We start from the raw sequence: 20,647 nt of genomic DNA on the forward strand, positions 1-20,647 counted from the left end.
TTTGAATTCGGTCAGAATCTCGCAGATTTCAGGCCAAGAGGCCCTTGGCCGGGAATCCCGGCCCTGCCTTAAATCTAATCCATTAATCTTGCTGAGAATGCCAAGAGCATAACGCAAAATTCATCTTCAGCTCGGCCCCCCCGCGAATCCCACCCTGTCGACCTTGATCAGGAATTGTCACAATGTGACATCGTAACCGAGACAGGCCCAACTCGCTGGGAACCCCGCAACCTCCTTCAGGAGGTCCAGGGGTACAGCCCAGGGGTTTTAGGCTCCTGGCTCTCTTCCTGCCCCGTTCCGGCGACCTCTGCCTCGCGCCTTTTTCCGAAGGCAAAGAGCCGCCGGCTGGACTTGCGCCAGAGACCCTGGGCGGTGAAACAACCCCACCCCCAACGCAACCAATTGAGCAGACTGTTGGCGAGCCAGAATGCCCAAGCCAGCATCAGAAGTCGATAGACCCAGAGGGGCACCGAGATGACCCAGGGCTGGGGCAGGGTATCGCCAGCCCGGTCCTGGTACCAGAGGAGCTGGCCGGCATGGGAGCCATTGCCGGCGATCTGCATGGCGGGTTGCCCCAGCAGGCCCTCGGCTACCGCCGCGGCCAGGGCGCTCAAAGCCTGGAGGCTGAGCAGGACCAGGCCGATCTGGACCAGATTGAAGGCGCCGTTGCTCAGGCTTTGGCCTTGGGCCCCGCGCCAGGCCAGGGCCAGCAGCCAGCCGACGACCAGGATGGCCCCCAAGGGCGGCGCCTGACTGAGACCCAGCAGCAAGAGGCCCCATTGCCAGGGGCTGACGGGACTGAGCCGCAACCGGCCCAGGACCAGGGCAAACAGCAGGATCAGAGGGATCAGGCTCCAGAAGAGCACGGCCGGTCCCAGAGTGGGACCGCCCAGCCACAGCACCCAGCGATCTGGCCCTAATTCGATGCGCGTGGTGGCATTGACGCTGGGCGCGCCCAGACCCACGGCAGGCATAACGAGATGTATATCGATGCCAACTTCCTGAATCCAGATCAATACCGCCTGCTGGTTACCCGGATGGACCGGCAGCAGAACCTGCCCCGCCTCCAGACGGATGGGCTGGGCCACGCCATCCAGGGTAACGGACTGCAATCGGGCCCCCTCGGGCAGGCGCACCGGCTGCCGGCCGCCCCGCGAGGCACGCAGGTCCAGCGTCAGCGTGGCCTCGGTGGAGCGATCCCCCGGTCGCAGGCGCAGTTCGCTGGCATCCACCGTCAAGCTGGTCCCCGGGGCCCCCAGGGGCCGGCTGATACTCAGGTCCAGGGTCTCCCCCGCCCAGGGTCGCCATTCCGGCCACCACTGGCCCGTGGGGCTCTGGTGGTGGATCGGGGCCAGCCCGCTGAATTCGACATGCCAGAGGGGGCTGGCGTCCAGGCGCCAGACTTCGTTCCAGTCCCGGGTCACCGGGGCCGTCAGGGTCAGGGCGTCCCGGGGTTCCAACTGGGATTGCCAGACCAGCTCCCGCTGGCCCCCGGGGAGATTGGCGGTGAGGCGGCCATCGGTCACCTTGAGGCCCGGCGTGAGTACCGCCTCCCCCGGCAGGAGGGGGATCTCGACCCGGACGGGCGCATCCGCCGGGGTCAGGCGCCGCAGGCGCGTTTCCACCCGCCAGGAGAGACCAAGCCCCAGGGTCCGTTCCACCTCCAGAAAGGGCGGCAGGGCGGCGGTATCCCGCCAGTCCGTATCCTCGGCCCCGGCATCGCTCCCGACTCCGGCGCCCGCCCCCCCGACCTGCTCCCGGATGAGTTGGAGCTGGACCTCCGGGACGCCCTGGTCACCCACGCCGGAGAGGCGCCAACCCTCGGTATTGGCGGTGACCCGGCGCGGCTTGAGGGGCAAAGGCAGGGCGACACGATCCCGATCCGGCAGGGCGCCAGCGAGGCGGACGCGATGCCGACCCGCCGTCACCAGGACCCAGGGATAGCCCTCCTCGTCACGCAGCAGGGCCCGGGCGGGCTGATCGTCGATCTCGACCTGGGACGGCAGCCACTGTCCCACCTGGGCTGGCAGGGGGATACCAACCCGCTCTTGGGCATCGACCTCCAGGTCCAGCCGCAAGGCCTGGGGGCTGGCGTTCAGGGTCAGGCGGGTGATCTCGGCGCACTGGGGGTGGCAATCCGGCGGTGCCAGCAGGCGTGCCTTGAGTTCGTTGAGTAGCTCGGGACTGGGGAAGTCGCCGGCCCTGGCGCTGGGCACGAGGGCGATCGCCAGCATGACCAGGAGCAGACCACCGCCCAGGCGCCGCCAGTTCGCTATCCCCTTGACCAGGCCACCGGCAAGGAGGAAGGCCAGAGCCAGGATCAGGGCCACCCGCAGGATTCCCAGCAGGAGATTACCGGCGGGGGGGATCAGGAGCAGCCGCAGCTCCTGGCCACTCTGGACCGGTCCCTGCCAGGTCAGGGCCACCCGATTCCAGTGCCAGTTGGGCATGCCGGGCCCGGTTTGAGTCAGGGCATCGGGATCGATCCGCTTGATGTCCGAGGGTGGACTGGGCGAGGGGGCAACCGGGCGCGAGAGTGCGGGACGCAGCTTGGAATCAGCCCCTCGCCCTTCGGTCTCGGCCCGGGAGGCCGAGGCCATGGATCCCAATTCCTGGTCCGCCAGGATTTCCAGGGGTGCCATGGCCTTGAATTTGCCATCCATCTGGCCGGAGGTTCCCGCCGACTGTGCCAGGTAGGGATTCTGCAGTTGGGGATAGAGACCGAACCGTAACTGATCAGCCATGAAGGGCATGGCAATGACGGCCAGGGCCAGGATGGCGAGCAGGCGATAGGCCCGAATCCAGCGTGCCAGGGCGCCCGCGGGCAGTACACGCTCCAAGGCAATGGCGGCCAGCAGGTTGAGCCACACAAATTGAGGCGCGCCGGGTTCTTGCCAGATCAGCGCCAGCGTGACGAGGGCCAGGACGGCGGTTCCCCAACCGTAGAGCCGCCCCATGGCCAGGGTGATGACGAGGACCACGAAAAAATCCAGGAGGGTCCAGGCGGCCAGCCAACTGCCCTGGGCCTGATCCACACCGAAGGCGCCAAAGAGGCGCCAGCCTGGCGGCAGGTTCAATTCGGCGCCAACCTGTTGGAAATCCTGGGCCCAGCCCGTCGCCGACAGGGAAGTGGCCATGGGCAGGCGACTTTCGGCCGTCAGGTCGAGCTGGCCGCGCCGGACCTCCACGCCCAAGGCACCGGAGACCCGATCCAGAGTAATCGACTGGGGCTCGCCTTCGATATCGACCCGCCCCAGGGTCATGCCCTCACCGGCATTGAGGCGCCAGCCTTGGGTCATGGTCCCCCCGATTCGATCCCGCACGCTGTAGCCCTGGCCATCGAAGTCGAGCCAGATTTGGCGCCGCAGGCTCAGTCGATCCGGCTCCGGGATGGGATCGCCACGCCGGATCACACTGAAATTCAGGGTCGCGCCCGCGCTCAACCGAAAGGCTGGGAGGGATCGCCACTCCTCGGGCAACTCGGTCTGGCGGGGGTCCACCGGGGCTGCATCCAGGATTTCAACAAGGCGGATAGCGGGATTCGACTGGTAGGCCCAGATCTCCTCCAGAGGCCAAGGCGCCGGGAGCGGCGCGAAGGGGAAGGCGGTCCGGTCACCCGCGTAACGGGCTTGAATATCCAGGACCCAACGACCGGGACGCGCCTGCAGGAGCAGCCGACCATCGGGGTCCAGGCGCGCGGCCAGGGGGCTCTGGATCGCCATGGGGATGGCGCCCTCCGGCAGGGTAGCCGGCAGGACAATCTCGCGGGGACTGCCGGCGATATCGAACACCAGACGGCTGCTCAACCGCATGGGCACCCCCTCCTCCAGGCGCCGGAAGACCTGGAGCCGAAGGCTGTCCTCCGGGGTGGCGGCGAGGGGGCTCGTCGGACCCGAAGCCGAGAGCCAAACCTGGCCCTGATCATTCAGCGCGGGGAAGGGTAGTGGGGCGCCGTCGATACGCAATTCGACCAGGGCCAACCGGGGTGGCAGGGTCAAGGCCGTCGGTAACCGGTCCCAGAGGAAGCGGCCGCCTAGACTATGCTGGCCTGGCGGTAGCCAGACAACGGGCCGGCCCTCGCGGCTGACCACCGGCACGGGCTGGTCCTTGGCCATGACCGCCAGGGGCCAGTGATCGCCATCCCCTGGCAAGGGGATGGGCTGATCCGCGAAGGTCTCGACCTCCAGACCAAAGGTGCCGCCGGCCGCGTCGAGGGCCAGGCGCAGGGTGGCGGGCCAGACGCAGGGACGGGTCTGGGTGTCACCCGTGAGCCGGGGGCAGGCGTGGCTGGGATCGTTCCATAGGACCCAGGCAGTCCAGTCCTGTAAAGACCCGGGCACCTCGCCAGGGTTCAAGGGGGCGGCCTGAGCCTGGCCAAGCAGCAGTAAGCCACCGAGTAACAGGGTAAGGAAGGGTCGATGGGCCATGCGTCACTAGCCTGTGGAGGACAATGGGATAAGTGTAGCCGCCGCGGCCACCGCCTGCCCGAGGGCCAGACCACCGTCGTTGGCGGGGACCTGGCGATGCGTCAGCACCCGCAGCCCTTGTTGACGCAAGCGCTGGGTGATGGCCTCGAATAGAGTCTTGTTCTGGAAGACACCGCCGGAAAGGGCGATGGTGGCGATGCCCCGCTCCGCGGCCAGGCGGCCGGCCAGATCGGCGGCGCTCTGGGCGAGTCCGAGATGAAAACGCGCGGCTATAATCTCCGGGTTCAGCCCACTGGCCAAATCAGCCAGAAGGGCCCGCCACATGGGTGCCGGGTCCAGCAGCCACCGATCCCCCGCCGTGACCAGGCCGAAGGGATAGGCCCCGCCCTCCTCGCCCGTAGCAGCCCGGAGCGCCAGGGTCTCCAGTTCGATGGCGGCCTGACCCTCATAGGCGATGGCCTCGCGGCAGATACCCAGGGCGGCGGCGACGGCATCGAAGAGGCGGCCGGCGGAGCTGGTCCGGGGCGAATTGAGGCCCCGGGCCATCATGGTATCCAGGGTGGCGAGGGGCTTGGCGGCCAGGTAGCGAACCATCTCCAGGTCCGGATAGGCGGCGATACAGGCCTCCCAGCTTAGACAGATCGCGAGCTGGGCATAGAGGTTGCGCCAGGGCTCGCGCATAGCTCGCGTCCCCCCCGGCAGGGGCACGGAACGCAGATGGCCGAGGCGCTCCCAACCCCGGTAATCGGCGAGGAGGAATTCCCCGCCCCAGACGCTACCGTCCTCGCCCCAACCCAGGCCATCGAAGGCGAGGCCCAGGACCTTACCACCCTCCAGCGGCCAGCCCGCGTCCGCCAGGACACTGGCCAGGTGCGCGAAGTGATGCTGGACCGCGATGACCTCGATCCCTCGCGCCGCCGCCAGGGCACGGCCCACCCAGGTCGAGCGGTAGTCCGGATGCCGGTCCAGGGCGATGGCCAGGGGCTCATGCTGAAAGAGCTGTTGGTACAGATCGAGTGTTAGCTCGAACTCCTCGGCGGTGCGGGCATCCTCCAGGTCGCCCAAATGCTGGGACAGGATGGCCTGGCCGGGGCGCAGCAGGCAGAGGGTATTCTTGAGCTCGCCCCCCATCGCCAGGATGGGTGGCGCGGCCTCGAAGCCGGGCGGCAGGGGGATGGGGGCGGGGGCCAGGCCCCGTGCCCGCCGCAGGGGCCGCGGCACCCCGTCCATGACCCGTATCACCGAATCATCCACCCGATTGAGGATGTCGCGGTCGTGGAGCAGCAGTACATCCGCCAGCCCGGCCAGGCGCTGGCGGGCCTCGGCATTGGTGATGCACTGGGGCTCCTCGCTGCGGTTGCCGCTGGTCATGACCAGGGGGCGGTCCCAATCCTGGAGCAGGAGATGGTGCAGAGGGCTGTAGGGGAGCATGAAACCGAGCGTAGTCTGACCTGGGGCCACCTCGGGCGCGATCCATGCTGCATTATCCGATACCCTTGAGGCCGCCACATCCGCCGCGGGCGCGTCATGGCTGGACCCAACACCCAAGCGGTTCAGGCTATCCGGGCCGGGTGACGGCGGGCGGGGGACGCCGTGAATACATCCCTGTAGGCTTGGCGACAGCATCCCTGCTGTCGACACCCCCGCCCGCCGCCACCCGACCCTCCCGGTCGCTGCCGAAGATGCATCGGTTTTTTCTGAACCCTTAGGGATGGTATCAACCTTGGCCGCCTCAGGGGCTGGATTCCTGGCTTCCAGCAGCACTACCGGCGCCGCTGGGCTCGTTATCAGGCGGGCCTCGGCCTCGGCCAGGTGAGCGAAGCGGCGTATGACCTCCAGGTCGCGCGCCATGAGGGCGAAGGGTTTGCAATAGCGACCTTTGCGCTGGCGTAGCGCGGCGACGGCCTGGGCATTGCTGGCGTCGCAGGCCAGGTGAAAGCCGCCAATGCCTTTGATGGCCAGTATCTTGCCTTGGGCCAGTAGCCGACTAGCGGCGGCGACGGCATCTTGGGCGCCGAAGGTGGCGGGGTCCAGCCTGGCAAAGAGGGAAAAGTTCGCATCGCAAGCGTCCCGGGGGGCGCCAGGGAGGCCGGCGCTGGCAAGGTGGGGAGATGGCTCGGCCACCCCGGACAATGAAGGCTCCCTGTCTGGCGCGGCGAGACCTGTGGTGCCCTCCAGCCATACCCGGGGACCGCAGACTGGACAGGCGATGGGTTGGGCATGAAAGCGCCGATCCGCCGGGTTCTGGTACTCCCGCTGGCAGTCCGGACAGAGGGGGAAGGCCGCCATGCTGGTGTTGGCACGGTCATAGGGGATGGCGCGGACGATGCTCAGGCGCGGGCCGCAATGGGTGCAGTTGGCGAAGGGGTAGCGATAACGCCGGTCCGCCGGGTCGGCGATCTCGGCGGTGCAGGCGGCGCAGGTGGCGGCATCCGCCATGACCCCGGTAGCGATGGGGCCGGCGGTGCTGGCCAGGATGTGGAAGCCGGCCCCAGCCAATGGCTCGGTCAAGGGTCCCCGTTCCACGGCATCAATGCGAGCCAGGACGGGACACTCTTTTAGCAGCCGGCGGCAAAAGTCATCCAGGTCCGTCTGACCCGCCTGGACGCGGATCAGCACCCCCTCGCCGTCATTGCGCACGTCCCCCGCCAGGCCCAAGTCCCGCGCCAGCCGCCAGACGGTAGGCCGGAAGCCGACACCCTGCACCAGGCCGCGCACGCGGATACGCTCGGCCACCAGGCTTGGAGGGTCATCGGCCATTCGGATTCCTTCCGCCACGGGGCGCGGGGCTAATTACCAGCCGGGTGCGCTCTCGACCCTGCCAGCGGCGATCGCGCGTCGGAGTTGGGCGTGATCGCGCTCGTTCTGGTCGGCATATTGGCGCGCGAAGTCACGCAGGGCCGTGACGAACTGGGCGCCTTGGCCGAGGTAGGCGCTGATGGCCACGGCATCTCCCGTGCGAGCGTGGGCCCGGGCCAGGGTCTCGCCGCAGGCGGTGGCGAACTCGACCAGGACGGGGGCGAGCAACTGGATGTCGGGGACGATCTTCATGTCGCGGAACTGCCGCACATAGTAGTCCCGTCCCTCGAACGAGCCCCAGCCGACGAAGATGTCGGTCGCGCTCTGCAGGGCCCGCTTGCCGGCGATGACCCGGGCGCCGTGGTTGGTGTGTTGGCTGGGATCGAGGTGAGACTCGAGGACCGAAGGGCCAGCCTGCTTGATCTGCAGGAAGAGGGGGTCGTCGCCGCTGCGGCCCTCCAGCAGGGCCAGATAGACCCGCATGCCCACGCTGCCCACCCCCACGACCTGGCGAACCAGGTCAACGAGCGTGAAGCGATCGAAGAGGTGGCGCCGATCCTCCTGCAGGGTTAACCGGTAGCCGCCCAGGCACTGATCGGTTAGCGCATCCTGCTCCTCGTCATCAATGCGGGTGCGGAGGGGCGGGTCCTCGTCGATCCGGGGCTGGCCCTGGACCATGGCGGTGAGCTTGGCGAAGGCGCCGCGGTGGGTGCGACGCTTGGACTCCTTCTCGATGTGAACCGACAACTGCCCACGGTCCGCCGGCGCGAAGTACTTGATCAGACTATCCACGTGGGTCCCGTCGTACCAGAGATCGAGCTCCCGCGTGGCGGCGTAGCGGGCCATCCGGTCCCGGTAGGCCTTCCCGGCCGCGACCACCGCGGCATTGGCCGTGGACGCCTTGAGGCCATCCTCCCGCGCCGCCACCACCAGGCTGGCGGCGAGGCGCAGCAGATCCCATTCGAAGGGCCCGGGCAGGGTCTCGTCGAAGTCGCGCAGGTCGAACCGGAGGTTCCGCTCGGGCGTGGCCCAGAGGCCAAAGTTGAGGACATGCGCGTCCCCGCAAAGCTGGACCCGCAGCCCGCTATGGGGCCGGGAAGCGAGATCGGCAGCCATCACCGCAGCCGCGCCACGGTAATAGGTCCAGGGCGAGGCGACCATGCGTCCATGGCGGATGGGAACCAGCTCGGGGGCCCGGATGGCGTTCTGGGCCAGGATCGTCTCGAGGGCATCGTGGCCGCGCGCGGCCTCGTCCCACTGCCCCTGCGAGCCACGAGGGGCCTGCTGGCGGGCGGCCTGACCGGCCGCGCGTCGTTCCTCAAGGGTCTCCCGCAGATCGCGCACCGGGGGCGGGGCGGGCGGGGTCATGTTCGAGTCGGTATCTGTCATGAGGGTCGGTCCTCGAATCCCAAAAAAATTCTACCCTTGATCGTGGTAGCTAACCTTGGGCTGGAGACGCTGTTCAAAGCCTCCGCCAGGCAGGCATCCGTTGGTTGGCCACCCATGCCATATCACCGGAGCCCGACCCCATAAACGACTTCGGTAACACCTTGGCGCCCAATCTGCATCAGGTCGAAGAAGGCCGGGGGCACCAGGCCGAGCACCAGGGCGCCCAGGGCCAGCCCTAGCACCAGCAGCTCCTGATGGCGTCGCGGGGGCTTCAGCAGGGTCGGCGGCCGACTCAGGCCGGACAGGGCATTGAAGAGCACCCACAACAGGTAGGTCGCGGTGAGCAGTCCGCCAGCGTTTAGGGCCAGGGCCCACCACCATTGCCCCGAGGCATCGGCCGCCGCGGTCAGCAGCGTCTTGGCCGCGTAGCCGCCGCTGGGCTCCAGCCCCACCAGGGACAGGCTGGCCACCACGAAGGCGAGGATTGTGATCGGCAGGGCGCGGGCGATGCCGCCCAGGTTTCGGATCTGATCATGGCCCAGGGCCGCGGCGATGACCCCGGCGCCCATGAACATGGATGCCTTGGCAAAGGCATGAGCGATCAGTTGTAGCATGCCGCCGGTCAGGGCCCCCGCGGCCTCGGGTCCAGCGGGCGCCGCGGCGCTGCCCAGGGTCAGGGGGAAGACCAGGAAGAGGTAGCCGATCTGGGCCACCGTTGAATAGGCGATGAGCATCTTGAGTCGCGCCTGGCGCAGGGCCTGGGCCCCGCCGAACAGGATCGCCGCCACCCCCAGGGCGGCGAGCAGCGGCGCCGCCTGCTGGGTCAGAGGCGCAGGCAGGACATCGAGCCAGAGCCGCAGGATCAGGAAGAAGGACGCCTTGACCACCAGGGCCGAGAGCACGGCGCTGGCGGCGGGCGGGGCGCCCGCATGGGCCGGTGGCAGCCAAAAGTGCAGGGGGAAGAGCGCGGTCTTGGCCAACAGTCCCACCGTCATCAGCGCGACGGCCACCAGGACGACGGGCCCCGCCGGCTCGCCGCTCGCCAGGTCCGCGGTCAGCCTCGCGGAAAGCAGGGCTATATCCAGGGTGCCATAGGCGCCATAAAGCAGGGCCGAGCCGAGCACATAGAGGACGGAACCCAGGAGGGCGAAGAGCAGATAGCGCAGGGCCGCGGCCAGGGTCTCGGGGCGACCGCTAAGGCAGACCAGGGGTACCGCGGAAAAGGTCACCAGTTCCAGAGCGACATAGAGGTTGAACAGATCCTGGCCCAGGAAGACGGCGTTGAGCCCAGCCCAGACGCCAAGCAACAGGCTCCAGAAGGCCAGCGGGACTCGGGTCTCCCGGGTCCCGGGTGGGACGCGAAACTCCGGCCAGGCGTAGAGACCGACGGCCCCCAGAATCACAGGGGTGACGAGCAGCATGGTGGCGGAGAGGCCATCGGCCTTCAGGGCCACGCCCAGGGGCGGGGCCCAGCCCCCCAGGTTATAACTCAGGGCCGCGCCGCCATGGAGCACCGCGGCGACGATGGCGACCGCCACGCCGAGCCCAAGCGCCAGGGACGCCAGGGCGACGCGGCCCGCCCAAGGCCCGCCCAGGGGAAAGGCCAGCAGTAGAGCCAGAACCGGCAGCACCAGGGCGAACACCAGGAGGTTGCCGCCCTGCGCGAGAGCCACCTCCAGCAGGGGCAGGAGGATCTCCATTAGCGGTCGGTCTCGGGCGAGGACGGTAGCCCGGGCGGTTCGGCGTCCAGGGTGACCTGGCCGGTCGCCCCGGCGAGCCGCAGCAGCAGCGCGACCGCGAGCACCGTGGCGGCGAAGGCGACCACCAAGGCCGTGATGATGATGGCCTGGGGTACCGGATCGCTGCCTGGGTCTGCTCCCAGGGCGACCCCGCCACCACGCCGGGCAATGACGCCGACCAGCAGGAAGACACCGCCGCTAAGGAGGTTGAAGGCAAGGATTTTGCGCAGGGCCCCGGGGTGGCTGATGAGGCCATAGAGACCAAGCCCCACCAAGGCGGCGCCGGACAGCCCGTAGAGGGTGGTGACAGTCATGCCCCGCCCCCCCGGTCCGCCACCGGCGGCCCCAATAAGAGCAGCCCCAGGATGGCGGCGAGCGACGGGGTCAGGAGGATCTCGATGGCGAGGATCAGGGGCTTGGCCAGGCCGTCCGGGTAGGCCAGGAAAGCCCCCGCGAGCCAGACTCCCGAAAGCCCGATGGCGATGAAGGCTAGGGACCCCAGGACGATCAGCCAGCGCAATGGGCGGCCGGCCAGGGCCGGTGGCCGCCACAGCCCCGCCACCAGGACGAGGACCCACATGGCGGCCAATATGACCCCGCCCTGGAACTTGCCGCCGGGGGCGTCGGCCCCAATCCATAGGATATGGACCCCCACCAGGATGCCAAAGGGGGGCAGGACCTGGGCCAGCAGGGTCAGGGCGCTCCCCGGGTCCTTGGGTCCGGGCGACGCCGGGCGCCCACCCCAGGCCGAGTCCGACGCCAGGGACCAGACCGCGACCAGGGCTAGTACCAGGACCACGGACTCCAACAGGGTGTCCACGGCGCGATAGGCGAGCAGGACCCCGGTGACCGGGTTCTTGATCCCGAGCCCTGGCAGCTGCTCTGCCACCGCCGAGGCCAGGGTTGGGGCTGGCTGCGGCAGGAGCAGGACGACGGCGGCCAACCCCGCGGTCACCGCCCCGCACAGGGACCCGATCAGCAGGCGCAGCCAGGGGCCGGGCCGCCCCCGGCGCTCGGCCGCCTCGTAAGGTGCCAGACGCGCCGCTGCCCCGAGGAGCAGGAGTCCGGTGAGCCCGCTGCCCAGAGACGCCTCGGTCATGGCCACATCCACCGAGCCCAGGCGCACCCAGACCAGCGCCACCAGGATCCCGTAGGCCACAAAGCCAACCACGGCGGCATAAGTCTCGGACGCGGCGATGATCCAGACCGCCAACCCCAGAATCAGCAGGGCGAGGAAGGCATCGGCGGCCAGGGCGAGGCTCATGGGGCTGGCTCCTCCGTGGGGGTGGCGCGGACACCTGGGGTGTCCGGCTGGGGCCGTGCGGCGAAACCCAGGAGTTGCCCCACCGTGGCCCCGGCCAGGAGGGCGAGCAGCCAGACCGCGATGAGCTTGAGCGCACCCAGGGGCCAGGCCACCTGGGGCAGGAGACCGAGCACCACCAGGCCCAGACCCAGGTTATCCGCCTTGGTCAGGGCGTGCAGACGCGTCAGGGTGTCCGGGAAGCGCAGCAGGCCCAGGGTGCCCGCCAAAAAGAAGAAAGCCCCGAGGGACACGCAGATGACCGTAACCATGTTGAGTGCCAGGGTCATGCCTTGTCCCGCGCCTCCCGGTCGTCCGGGTCCTGATCCCGGGTGGGTGCCGCCGGACCTGGGCGTTGGGAGCCGGTCACGAAGGCCACCCCGGCGAAAGCGGCGAGCAGGGCTAGCAGCAGGGCCAGGTCCCCAACCGCCTTGACCCCGTTGGCCACGCCCAGCAGCAGGAGGGACGCGACGCCGCCGGTGCCCAGCAACTGGGCCGCCAGCATGCGATCCGCATCCTCGGGGCCGCGCAAGACGCGGATCAGGCCCAAGGCGACGGCACCGAGCACGAAGATCGCGGCGGCGAGGAGGAACTCAGTCATCGGCGCGATCCCCGCCTTGGGCCTCGATCAAGAGGGCCTCGTCCTTGGCAAGCCCCTCCGCCACCGGTTGGCTCGGGTCGAGGCAGTGATAGACCAGGGTGTCCCCAGGACCGGCACCCACCAGCAGGGTGCCGGGCAGCAGGCTAGTAAGAGCCCCGAAAAGGGCTCGCCCAGGGCCCGGCGGGATCCGCGTCGGGTAGTTCAGATAGCCGGGTCGCAGGACCAGGCGCGGAGCAAAGGCCAGACGCGCAATCCCGATCCCGGCGACCACCGATTGCCAGAGAAAGCGCCAGCCGAGTCGGGCCAGGGCGCCATACCGGACCCGTCCGGGACCCGGTGGCAGCAGCCGCAGACTGACCCAGGTGGCCGCGGCGGCGGCCAGCAGGCCCACGGCCAGATCGGCGATCAGGTTGGCACCCGTACCGAGGGTGGCAAGCAGTAGCCAGCAACCAAAAAATCCGGCCGCCCGTGCCAGCGCTACGCCGTTCCTGGTGGCAAGGGTGGTCATGGTCGGATCTCCATGGTGCCGAGAAGGTCGAGTCGCCAGGATGGTATGCCGGAGTTGATTTCAACGTCAAGGCGCCTGCCGGCGCCTGGATTCACCGGGTGTTGGCGGTCGGGGATTTCAGCCGGCGCCCCAGGGCCATCCCCTAGACCCCGAGGCCCTGACGGAAGCGCGCGATGACGGCGCTGAACCAGATTCACCCCCTGGGCCCTTCGCAGGCTCAATCTTGCCGGCTAAGGGCCAGCAAACGGTTGCGACTCTATATCGTCGGGGAGGAAGGTGGACAACAGGGCCTCCAGGCGCACCGGGATGCCAGGCACGGCGGTCGGGGCGAGATTGCGTCCCGTCGGCCCCGAGGGTCGTTGGATGCCTTCATCGATCCGTTCGAGCAGATAGGGGAAGAAGGGATTGGATGGCAGGCGGGTCAGAAAATCCTGATCGACGACCAGGGTGCCCCGCTCACCGCGCGCGCTCATGGCCCCGAGACTGAAGCCGAATTCGGGCGGCGCCTTGGGGTCGGGCTGGAGCCCATACAGGGGGTCGTCCATGGGTATCGGGATCGCCAGGTGCGACAGCGAGAAGATGCCGGGGGGATACGGCAGCTCCAGTGCGCGGTCCTCTGCTTGCAATTGGCCGGGCCCGATGCTGCGCTCGATCGTGGCATCAGTGTCATCGCTCGCATTCATGATTGCTGTGAAGCGATAGGGCTGCGGGGAGGTCGGCGTCAACCGATCGAGCGCCACATAGGCGGAGGGCCGCAGCAGCGGGCCGAATTTCAGGGTCCGGTTCACATCGAACAGCACGATCTCACTGCCATTATCGGGCAGGAGCGCATAGAGCGCCGTCAGGATCGCCGGGGTGCTGACGGTGAAATCGATCACCGATTGAAAGGTCAGCACCGGCGGTAGGCCGCCGAGCCGGCCGGCCCGCGCGAGGCGCTGGAGTTGGCTTTGCAAGGCATCGGTCAGGCGGAACGATTGGCGCGCCCCGTTGACCGGGAAGGAGTTGTACTTGAACGGATTGAACTCCGGCACGACGCTGAGCCAGGCCGCGTTGGCAAAGGGCGGCAGCACGGCGGGCAAACCCGCCAGGCCGGCAAAGCGCGCAAAGCGGGTGATGCCGATCATCGGCGTGACCAATACGATGCGGTTGGCGGGGGGCAAATCCGGGTCCTCGATCACGTCGAGAGCATACTTCATAGCGAGGGCGCCGCCGTTAGAAAAGCCGACCAGGTGCAAGGGCCCCGGGGCAGGCACACGTTGGCGTGCCTCGCGGACCGCAAGCCGGGTGGCGGCCATCCAATCTTCCCAGCGCACGTCGGTCAGGCCGGCCGGCACGGTGCCGTGCCCCGGCAGGCGGACGCCGATGGCGACGAAGCCACGATCACGGTACCGCTTAGCAATATGCCTCAAGCTGTAGGGTGAGTCCGTCAGCCCATGGAGCAGCACCACGGCCCCGATCGGCTGGCCGTCGGGTTGCATAACATAGGATCGGTTCCAGTCCTGGGCAAAGTGTGCCGGATAGACGGGGCTGTCCTCGAAGTAGCGATTGATCGGCACCCGCTCGTCCGGATCGAGCTTCTGGCTGACCTCGGCGCGAACGCTGGCGAAGATCGATTCCTCCCGCGCCTGGTAGCCTGACCAGTCCGCCGCATCGAGTTCGCCCTCATGCAGCTCAGCCGGGACGAAAGTGTGCCAGGGATGGAGCGGCGGGCCGCTGAGGGCCCGATACGACCGCAGCGTGAGCAGGGTCGCGCCGACCCCGACGACCCCGATCAATGCCCACTTGAGTAGCCTCTTGATAGCCATCCGCATCCTCTCTCTTGGCGACGAATCGCGATGATCGCGATCATGTTCAGTGTGTTAAGTGGCCGGAGCCAAGGACAAGGAGCCGCCCTACCCCTGAGGGGTCAGGGTGAGGAAAAGCGCGTTTAGACCCTCTCGGTGAAACGGCCATCGCGCCTCCGGAGCACCAGCATCCGCGCCACGACCAGGCCCGCGATCGCCGCGGCCACATGCTTGAGGGTGTGACCGCTCACCACTTGTCCGACCGCGAGGACCTCCTGGTCGAAGGTCTCGAAGACCTTGGCCAGCGCATAGGCCAAGAATACCCAGTAGATGTCGTTACCGCGCGTATAGCGTGAGGGATAGAGCCACGCCATCGCCAGCAGGATCACCACCGAATAGGCTTGCAGGATACCGTAGGGCACCACATTACCTGCCCCGGCACGCTCCGTCACGAGCCAATAGACGGCGGAGGCCATTCCCGCCAGCAAGAGGGGCGGCAACAGGACGAGGCCCGCCCTGAGGCTGATGCGATCGACGATCTGGGCCGCGATCAGGGCCATGAAGGTGATGGTCATCGGCAGACGGTCCCAGAACAGACGCTCGTTGTCCGGCAGGAGGTGATAGTAGCCGGAGCCCAGCGCGGTCAGGATCAGGCCCGCGAAGAAGATGGCATACGTCCATCGTTCGCCCGGGTGCTCGAAGGGCGTGCCTGGCTTGAGGACGACAGCCAGACCCGCGACGCCCGCCAGCAGGAAGCCAGCGTTGGACAGGACATCCAGAAAATTCTCGACCCCGAACAGGTCTCGTTGATCGGCAAAGTCATGGTACGCGGTGGGCTGCGGCATGGCCGGCACCAGGAAGGCCGCCACGACGCTGAGTGCCGTGAAAGCAAGGATCATCCAAGTGCGGGTGGTCAAGGTGCAGCGCCTCCGGGTGTTTGTGCTGACCTGGCGTTACCGCGCTCGGCACGGACAAGCCCACCGAGACCGACTCCGCGATCCAACGGTCACCGAGTGCCGATCACGCCTCTGCGTTCGCCAAGTCACATGGCAAAATAGTATAGGCCATGTGGCAGGCGCGCAAACCAGCATAGGCGTCAGGGCCACTCGCGGCGCGGCAGCGACCGGCTACCAGCGGTCCCGCCCTCGCCGGATGGTCCATGGAAGTAGCTCAGCATCTTGTTACGGCCTGCTCCACGGGCCACAAATCGTAGCCGAGGGCCTGGGCCACGGCCGGGTGGGTCACCCGCCCATCGCAACAGTTGAGGCCTGCACGTAGATAAGGATCGTCCGCCAGGGCGCGTCGCCACCCCTTATCGGCCAGGGTTAGGACAGCGGGCAGGGTGGCATTGTTGAGGGCATAGGCGGATGTGCGCGGCACAGCGCCTGGCATATTTGCCACGCAATAGTGGACGATCCCTTCCTCCCTATAGGTCGGATGTGCGTGAGTCGTGGGTCTTGATGTCTCGAAGCAGCCGCCCTGGTCGATCGACACGTCCGCCAGCACCGATCCCGGGCGCATGCGAGCGAGCATCGACCGCGACACCAGCCGTGGTGTCGAGGCCCCAGGGACCAAGACGGCCCCTATGACCAGATCGGCCGAGGTAACGGCGGACTCCACTGCCGCGCGGGTCGAGTAGAGGACCCGGGCGGTCGCCCCGAAATAGGCGGCCAGGCGCTCCAGGGTCGCCGGGTTTCGGTCCAGGATAGTGACGTCCGCCTGCAGCCCCACGGCCATCTGAGCAGCATTGAACCCTACGGTCCCACCGCCCAATACCACGACCCGCGCCGGGGCTACGCCCGGCACCCCGCCGAGCAGAAGACCGCTGCCACCGTGCTCGCGCTCCAGGGCTGTAGCACCGGCTTGAACGGACAGTCGCCCTGCTACTTGGCTCATCGGTTTGAGCAGTGGTAGTCCGCCTTGAGCGTCGGTCACGGTCTCGTAAGCGATGCAGACAGCACCGGAGGCCAGCAGGTCCCGCGTCTGGTCCGGATCGGGTGCAAGGTGCAGAAAGGTAAAGAGTACCTGGCCGGGGCGTAGACGCGCCCGTTCCTGCCTTTGGGGCTCTTTAACTTTGACGATCAACTCGGCCCGTGAAAAGACCGACTCGGGATCCCTGGCGATCAGCGCACCCGCCGCCCGATAGGCCGCGTCTTCCGCACCTATCCCCTGTCCCGCATCGGTCTCGATGAGAACCTCGTGACCCTGATGGACGAGTTCGGCGACCGACTCAGGGGTCAATCCGACCCGATACTCTTGAGGTTTGATCTCCCGTGGTACACCAATGAGCATCTGCTTGTTCCTGTACTTAGATGGGTGCAAGGGCCCGAATTCGTCCGGGCACTCGCTCGGGCTGGGAGCCGATGCCAATCGGGGCCCATGCCGTCCCGTCGGTAGGATGGCGCGCGATCCGGTCTGGGGCGCGGTCCCAGGCCGTCCGCCTGGCATCGAATCCGGCCCCGATAGCCCACGAAAAAGAAGCGTAGGACAGGTCGATGAGGTCCTGGTCCATGAACAGGGGTGTCAGCGTCGACGATGCAATATACGCTTCCTGGGCTTCGCGCCTCAGCCGGCTCCACAGGGCGTCTGCAAACTCCTCCGGGTGATCCAGCGGAACAAACTCAGGGTGCTCTAGTGCTTGATCTCCTTGCGGGGAGGAAAATTTCGCGGCGGGGAACAGTATAATCACTTCAGCTTTTATTTCTGGCCTGTCCCTCTTCCCCAATGGCTTCCATGTCCTGCCCTCGCTTCAGGTTCAATCCCTGCCCGCCCCTGACGCTGGTCAAGGGCGGCTGGCGCGGGTCCGGGTCCCGGAGGCTTTTCTGAACCCCTCCGACCTCTTTGGGGCCCTGGTGGGCTCGGCGGCCTGGCCTTATCTGCGGATAGGTCTGCATGGCACCTTCTTTGTGGTGGCCTTTTTCCTCCTCAAGCGCATTTATGACTGGCGCCGCGAGACGGAGCCGCGCCATTTGGGGCCGGCACGCAGACCCCTGCTGATCCCGGCCCTGGGGTTGATCCTGCTGTTTGGAGCCCTGCTGGCTTATCAGGGAAGCTGGCAGTTGGCCGGCATCTTCCGGCCCCAGTTCCTGGCCTTCATGCAGACCTATGATCGCCGCCTCTTCAACCCCGCCCATGGCATTCAGCGCGGGCGCATCCTGGACCGGCGCGGCAAGGTGCTGGCCTACAGCGAGGAGGCGGAGGGTCAGGTCTGGCGCCGCTATCCCTTCGGCGCGGCCTTCGCCCACAGCATCGGCTACAGCCACCCCAAATTTGGGGCCGCCGGGGTCGAGGCGGCGGCCAGCCAGCACCTCAATGGCGCCACGCCGGAACGCCTGGCGTCCTGGGGCGAACTGGGCCGCCACTTACTGATCCAGGACAAGCGGCCCCGCGGCCAGGACCTGGTCCTGACCCTGGACTCGGAATTGCAAATGGCGGCCATCCAGGGCCTGGGCAACCGGCGCGGGGCCCTGGTCCTGCTCCGCATCGAGGACGGTGCCATCCTGGCCCTGGCGAGCACCCCCTCCTTCGATCCCAGCCAACTCTCCCCTGCCCTCTTTAGCGGCAACCTGGCGGATTCGCCCCTGCTGAACCGGGCGACCCAGGGCCTCTATCCCCCCGGCTCTACCTTTAAGATTGCCCTCGCCGCCGAGGCCTTGGATCAGGGCTTCTCCGGCACCCTCCAGTGTCCGGCGGAGGGCTTCACTACCTCGCCCCGCTATCCCCTGATCCGGGATCACGAATACTACAGCGCCCAACGCGCCGGACGATCCTGGGGGGGGCATGGCAATCTCGATCTCACCACCGCCTTTGTCGAGTCGTCCAACGTCTTTTTCGCCCAACTCGGGGTCAAATACGGCCACGAGGCCTTTCGCGCCAATTTGGAGAGATTGCTGTTTGGCCAGCCGGTGCGCATCTATCCGGGTCTGGACCGTACCGGGGCCATCAATACAAGCCGGGTGCCCCGCATCGCCGACAAGGACCGCTATGGCCTGGCCCAGGCGTCCATCGGCCAGGGGGTGGTGACGGCCTCGCCCGCCCACCTGGCGCTCATCGCCGCCGCCGTCGCCAACCAGGGGGTCGCCATGAAGCCCCGCCTGATCGCGACGGAGCCGCCCGCGATACTGGCCCCACTCATGTCCGAGGCCACGGCAGGCCGGCTGGCGAAAATGATGCGCCGCGTAGTGACTAGGGGTACGGGCAAAACCATTAACACCGACATACTGGCCATTGCCGGCAAGACGGGCACGGCGGAGAACCCGCATGGTGCCTCCCATGGCTGGTTCGTGGGCTTCGCCCCGGCGGACCAGCCGCGCCTGGCGGTCGCGGTGCTGGTGGAACAGGGCGGCTATGGGGCCACCAGTGCCGCCCCCATTGCCCGCGATGTGCTGCTCCGGGCGCAAGCGCTGGGGCTGATGCCATGAAGGCCGCCAGCCCCTGGGATCAGCGGCGACCCGAACGGGAGCTCCTGCTGATCTGCCTGGGCGGCATCGGACTGGGCGTCATCCTGGTCATGGGCTCCCTGCAGGGCGTCGGCACGCCCCTGGGCCTGGCCCATCTGCTGCCCTTCCTCCTTTACGCCCTCAGCCTGGCCGGGCTCCATCTGGCCCTGGTCATGGCCGGCTTTCGCGGCGACCAGATCCTGGTGGTGGCGGTGGCCTTCCTGACCGGGTTTGGGCTGCTGGCGCAAACCCGGCTTGGGGCCTTTGCCTTGGGCGGTGGTGAGGCGGGACTGACCGATTTCGCCTTCGTCGGCGGCTTGGGGATCATGCTCGCCATCGCGATGGGCTTCATGAGCGGGCGTTACCGGACGCTGGCGGAGGGCCACTGGGTCTGGGTCTGGGCCGGGATTTCGCTGCTGCTGGTGCCCGTCGTCCTGATCACCGGGCAGCGCTTTCGTGGCGCCGTCTTCGGGGCTGGCTTTATCACTCCGACCGAATTGCTCAAGGTCAGCTTCGTCCTCTTCGCCGCCGTCTATATCGATCGCCAGGCCAAGGCCCTCGGCGTCTGGGCCTTTCATGGCCTGATCCCACCCTGGCGCCCCCTCGCGCCCCTGGTGGGGGTCTGGGTGGCCCTGGTGGTGCTGCTGCTCGTCCAGCGTGACCTGGGCATGGTCATGATGCTGGGGCTGATCCCGCCCATCCTGCTGACGCTGGGAACGGGGCGCTGGGGTTATCTGGGCCTGGGCTTGGGCGGGGCGGGCCTCCTCGGCTGGCTGCTGCTGGCAGTCTTTCAACATGGGGAGCGGCGCATCCAGGCCTGGCTGGCACCCTTCCAGGACCCGACCGGGGACAGTTGGCAAGTCCTTCAGGGGCTGTCGGGCATGTATGCGGGTGGGCTCTGGGGCGAAGGCTTCGGCGCCGGCAATCCGGAATACACCCCCATCGCCGAGTCGGATTTCATCTATGCCGTGATTGGCGAGGAACTGGGTTTCGTCGGCACGGCCCTGGTCATGGCTTTTTTCCTGCTGATGTTCCTGCGGGGACTGCAAATCGCCTACCGGAGCCGGTCCCCCTTCGGACTCCTGCTGGCCAGCGGGCTGACCACGGTTCTGGCCACCCAAACCTTTCTCAACATCGGCGGGGTGACCAACTTCATCCCCCTGACGGGCATTACCCTGCCCTTCATCAGCCAGGGCGGGAGCAGCCTCCTGACGGCCTTCGCCATTCTGGGCCTCTTACTGGCGATTTCGGATGGGGAGCCCAGTGGCACCCGGGCTAGGACCAGGACCCCACGACCGGCGCGTCCCAAACCCGCTAAGCGCCCCCGCCCAGCAGACACACCCGCGGTAGGGCAAACTCCAGGCCATAATGATCCGCCACCGCCACCAGGGGCGCCAGGCTTGGGGCGGAGGCGCCGAGGACGAGCACCGCCAGCAGCATCGCCAGACTTGCCCAGGGATAATCGAGACTGAAGGGCTTGAGAGCGGAACCCAGCGAGCGCCTGATACGGCGACCTTGGAGATCGACGCTGGCGATCTCGTCCAGGCAGAGATGGGTGAGGTAACCCAGAACCATGAAGAGGCCGGCGAGCCAGGATTCCCAGGCGGTCAGACCCACTGCGTGGTAGGCGAGATTAGCGCTCGCCAGACCCGCGGCGAGGG

At 67.6% G+C, this 20,647-nt stretch carries 14 protein-coding genes and 1 pseudogene; 2 read left to right on the forward strand and 13 right to left on the reverse strand.

Going from position 1 to position 20,647, the window contains the following annotated elements; all coding sequences use genetic code 11:
- Positions 1 to 236: 236 nt before the first annotated feature.
- The 13 genes and pseudogenes from IPN92_18035 to ald form a co-directional block, all read right to left on the reverse strand.
- A complete protein-coding gene (locus tag IPN92_18035) occupies positions 237 to 4,427 on the reverse strand; it encodes a hypothetical protein (GenBank protein ID MBK8640086.1) in 4,191 nt (1,396 codons plus the stop codon).
- A 6-nt stretch (positions 4,428 to 4,433) separates the two neighbouring features.
- Positions 4,434 to 6,053 carry a carbamoyltransferase HypF gene (locus tag IPN92_18040; protein ID MBK8640087.1) on the reverse strand — a complete coding sequence of 540 codons (1,620 nt, stop codon included), beginning with the start codon at positions 6,051 to 6,053 and terminating at the stop codon, positions 4,434 to 4,436.
- Positions 6,054 to 6,152: 99 nt separating this feature from the next.
- Positions 6,153 to 7,187 (reverse strand): annotated as a pseudogene (locus IPN92_18045) (carbamoyltransferase HypF).
- A gap of 33 nt (positions 7,188 to 7,220) precedes the next feature.
- Entirely contained in the window at positions 7,221 to 8,594 is a 1,374-nt protein-coding gene (locus tag IPN92_18050; protein ID MBK8640088.1) for a DUF2252 domain-containing protein, read from the reverse strand.
- Positions 8,595 to 8,737: 143 nt separating this feature from the next.
- Positions 8,738 to 10,315 carry an NADH-quinone oxidoreductase subunit J gene (locus IPN92_18055; protein ID MBK8640089.1) on the reverse strand — a complete coding sequence of 526 codons (1,578 nt, stop codon included), beginning with the start codon at positions 10,313 to 10,315 and terminating at the stop codon, positions 8,738 to 8,740.
- Entirely contained in the window at positions 10,315 to 10,668 is a 354-nt protein-coding gene (locus IPN92_18060) for an NADH-quinone oxidoreductase subunit K (protein MBK8640090.1), read from the reverse strand. Before IPN92_18060 ends, IPN92_18055 begins: the two co-directional genes overlap by 1 nt.
- A complete protein-coding gene (locus IPN92_18065; protein ID MBK8640091.1) occupies positions 10,665 to 11,618 on the reverse strand; it encodes a DUF4040 domain-containing protein in 954 nt (317 codons plus the stop codon). The genes IPN92_18060 and IPN92_18065 overlap by 4 nt, the downstream gene beginning before the upstream one ends.
- Positions 11,615 to 11,944 (reverse strand): monovalent cation/H(+) antiporter subunit G, encoded by a 330-nt coding sequence (locus IPN92_18070; GenBank protein ID MBK8640092.1) that lies wholly within the window; start codon positions 11,942 to 11,944, stop codon positions 11,615 to 11,617. Before IPN92_18070 ends, IPN92_18065 begins: the two co-directional genes overlap by 4 nt.
- Positions 11,941 to 12,255: a sodium:proton antiporter gene (locus IPN92_18075; GenBank protein ID MBK8640093.1), complete on the reverse strand. Its 315-nt coding sequence runs from the start codon at positions 12,253 to 12,255 to the stop codon at positions 11,941 to 11,943. The genes IPN92_18070 and IPN92_18075 overlap by 4 nt, the downstream gene beginning before the upstream one ends.
- Positions 12,248 to 12,763: a Na+/H+ antiporter subunit E gene (locus IPN92_18080; GenBank protein ID MBK8640094.1), complete on the reverse strand. Its 516-nt coding sequence runs from the start codon at positions 12,761 to 12,763 to the stop codon at positions 12,248 to 12,250. Before IPN92_18080 ends, IPN92_18075 begins: the two co-directional genes overlap by 8 nt.
- Before the next feature lie 230 nt (positions 12,764 to 12,993).
- Positions 12,994 to 14,574, reverse strand: a complete 1,581-nt coding sequence (locus IPN92_18085) for an alpha/beta fold hydrolase (GenBank protein MBK8640095.1) — start codon at positions 14,572 to 14,574, stop codon at positions 12,994 to 12,996.
- A gap of 116 nt (positions 14,575 to 14,690) precedes the next feature.
- Positions 14,691 to 15,464 carry an alkaline phytoceramidase gene (locus tag IPN92_18090; protein ID MBK8640096.1) on the reverse strand — a complete coding sequence of 258 codons (774 nt, stop codon included), beginning with the start codon at positions 15,462 to 15,464 and terminating at the stop codon, positions 14,691 to 14,693.
- A gap of 253 nt (positions 15,465 to 15,717) precedes the next feature.
- Positions 15,718 to 16,839, reverse strand: coding sequence for an alanine dehydrogenase (ald, locus tag IPN92_18095; protein ID MBK8640097.1), 1,122 nt, complete (start codon positions 16,837 to 16,839; stop codon positions 15,718 to 15,720).
- A 530-nt stretch (positions 16,840 to 17,369) separates the two neighbouring features.
- Between ald and IPN92_18100 the strand changes: the two genes are divergently transcribed.
- Together IPN92_18100 and IPN92_18105 are read left to right on the forward strand one after the other, a co-directional pair.
- On the forward strand, positions 17,370 to 18,968 hold the full coding sequence (locus IPN92_18100; GenBank protein ID MBK8640098.1) for a penicillin-binding protein 2: 1,599 nt from the start codon (positions 17,370 to 17,372) through the stop codon (positions 18,966 to 18,968).
- Positions 18,965 to 20,458 carry an FtsW/RodA/SpoVE family cell cycle protein gene (locus IPN92_18105; protein ID MBK8640099.1) on the forward strand — a complete coding sequence of 498 codons (1,494 nt, stop codon included), beginning with the start codon at positions 18,965 to 18,967 and terminating at the stop codon, positions 20,456 to 20,458. The genes IPN92_18100 and IPN92_18105 overlap by 4 nt, the downstream gene beginning before the upstream one ends.
- Positions 20,459 to 20,647 lie beyond the last annotated feature (189 nt).

The organism is Chromatiaceae bacterium (assembly GCA_016714645.1).
Classification (GTDB): Bacteria; Pseudomonadota; Gammaproteobacteria; order Chromatiales; family Chromatiaceae; genus M0108.

Bases quoted from the DNA above. Each gene is read 5' to 3' on its own strand.
- IPN92_18035 (MBK8640086.1), bottom strand. From the start codon at position 4,427: ATGGCCCATCGACCCTTCCTTACCCTGTTACTCGGTGGCTTACTGCTG.
- IPN92_18040 (MBK8640087.1), bottom strand. From the start codon at position 6,053: ATGCTGTCGCCAAGCCTACAGGGATGTATTCACGGCGTCCCCCGCCCG.
- IPN92_18050 (MBK8640088.1), bottom strand. From the start codon at position 8,594: ATGACCCCGCCCGCCCCGCCCCCGGTGCGCGATCTGCGGGAGACCCTT.
- IPN92_18055 (MBK8640089.1), bottom strand. From the start codon at position 10,315: ATGGAGATCCTCCTGCCCCTGCTGGAGGTGGCTCTCGCGCAGGGCGGC.
- IPN92_18060 (MBK8640090.1), bottom strand. From the start codon at position 10,668: ATGACTGTCACCACCCTCTACGGGCTGTCCGGCGCCGCCTTGGTGGGG.
- IPN92_18065 (MBK8640091.1), bottom strand. From the start codon at position 11,618: ATGAGCCTCGCCCTGGCCGCCGATGCCTTCCTCGCCCTGCTGATTCTG.
- IPN92_18070 (MBK8640092.1), bottom strand. From the start codon at position 11,944: ATGACCCTGGCACTCAACATGGTTACGGTCATCTGCGTGTCCCTCGGG.
- IPN92_18075 (MBK8640093.1), bottom strand. From the start codon at position 12,255: ATGACTGAGTTCCTCCTCGCCGCCGCGATCTTCGTGCTCGGTGCCGTC.
- IPN92_18080 (MBK8640094.1), bottom strand. From the start codon at position 12,763: ATGACCACCCTTGCCACCAGGAACGGCGTAGCGCTGGCACGGGCGGCC.
- IPN92_18085 (MBK8640095.1), bottom strand. From the start codon at position 14,574: ATGCGGATGGCTATCAAGAGGCTACTCAAGTGGGCATTGATCGGGGTC.
- ald (MBK8640097.1), bottom strand. From the start codon at position 16,839: ATGCTCATTGGTGTACCACGGGAGATCAAACCTCAAGAGTATCGGGTC.
- IPN92_18105 (MBK8640099.1), top strand. From the start codon at position 18,965: ATGAAGGCCGCCAGCCCCTGGGATCAGCGGCGACCCGAACGGGAGCTC.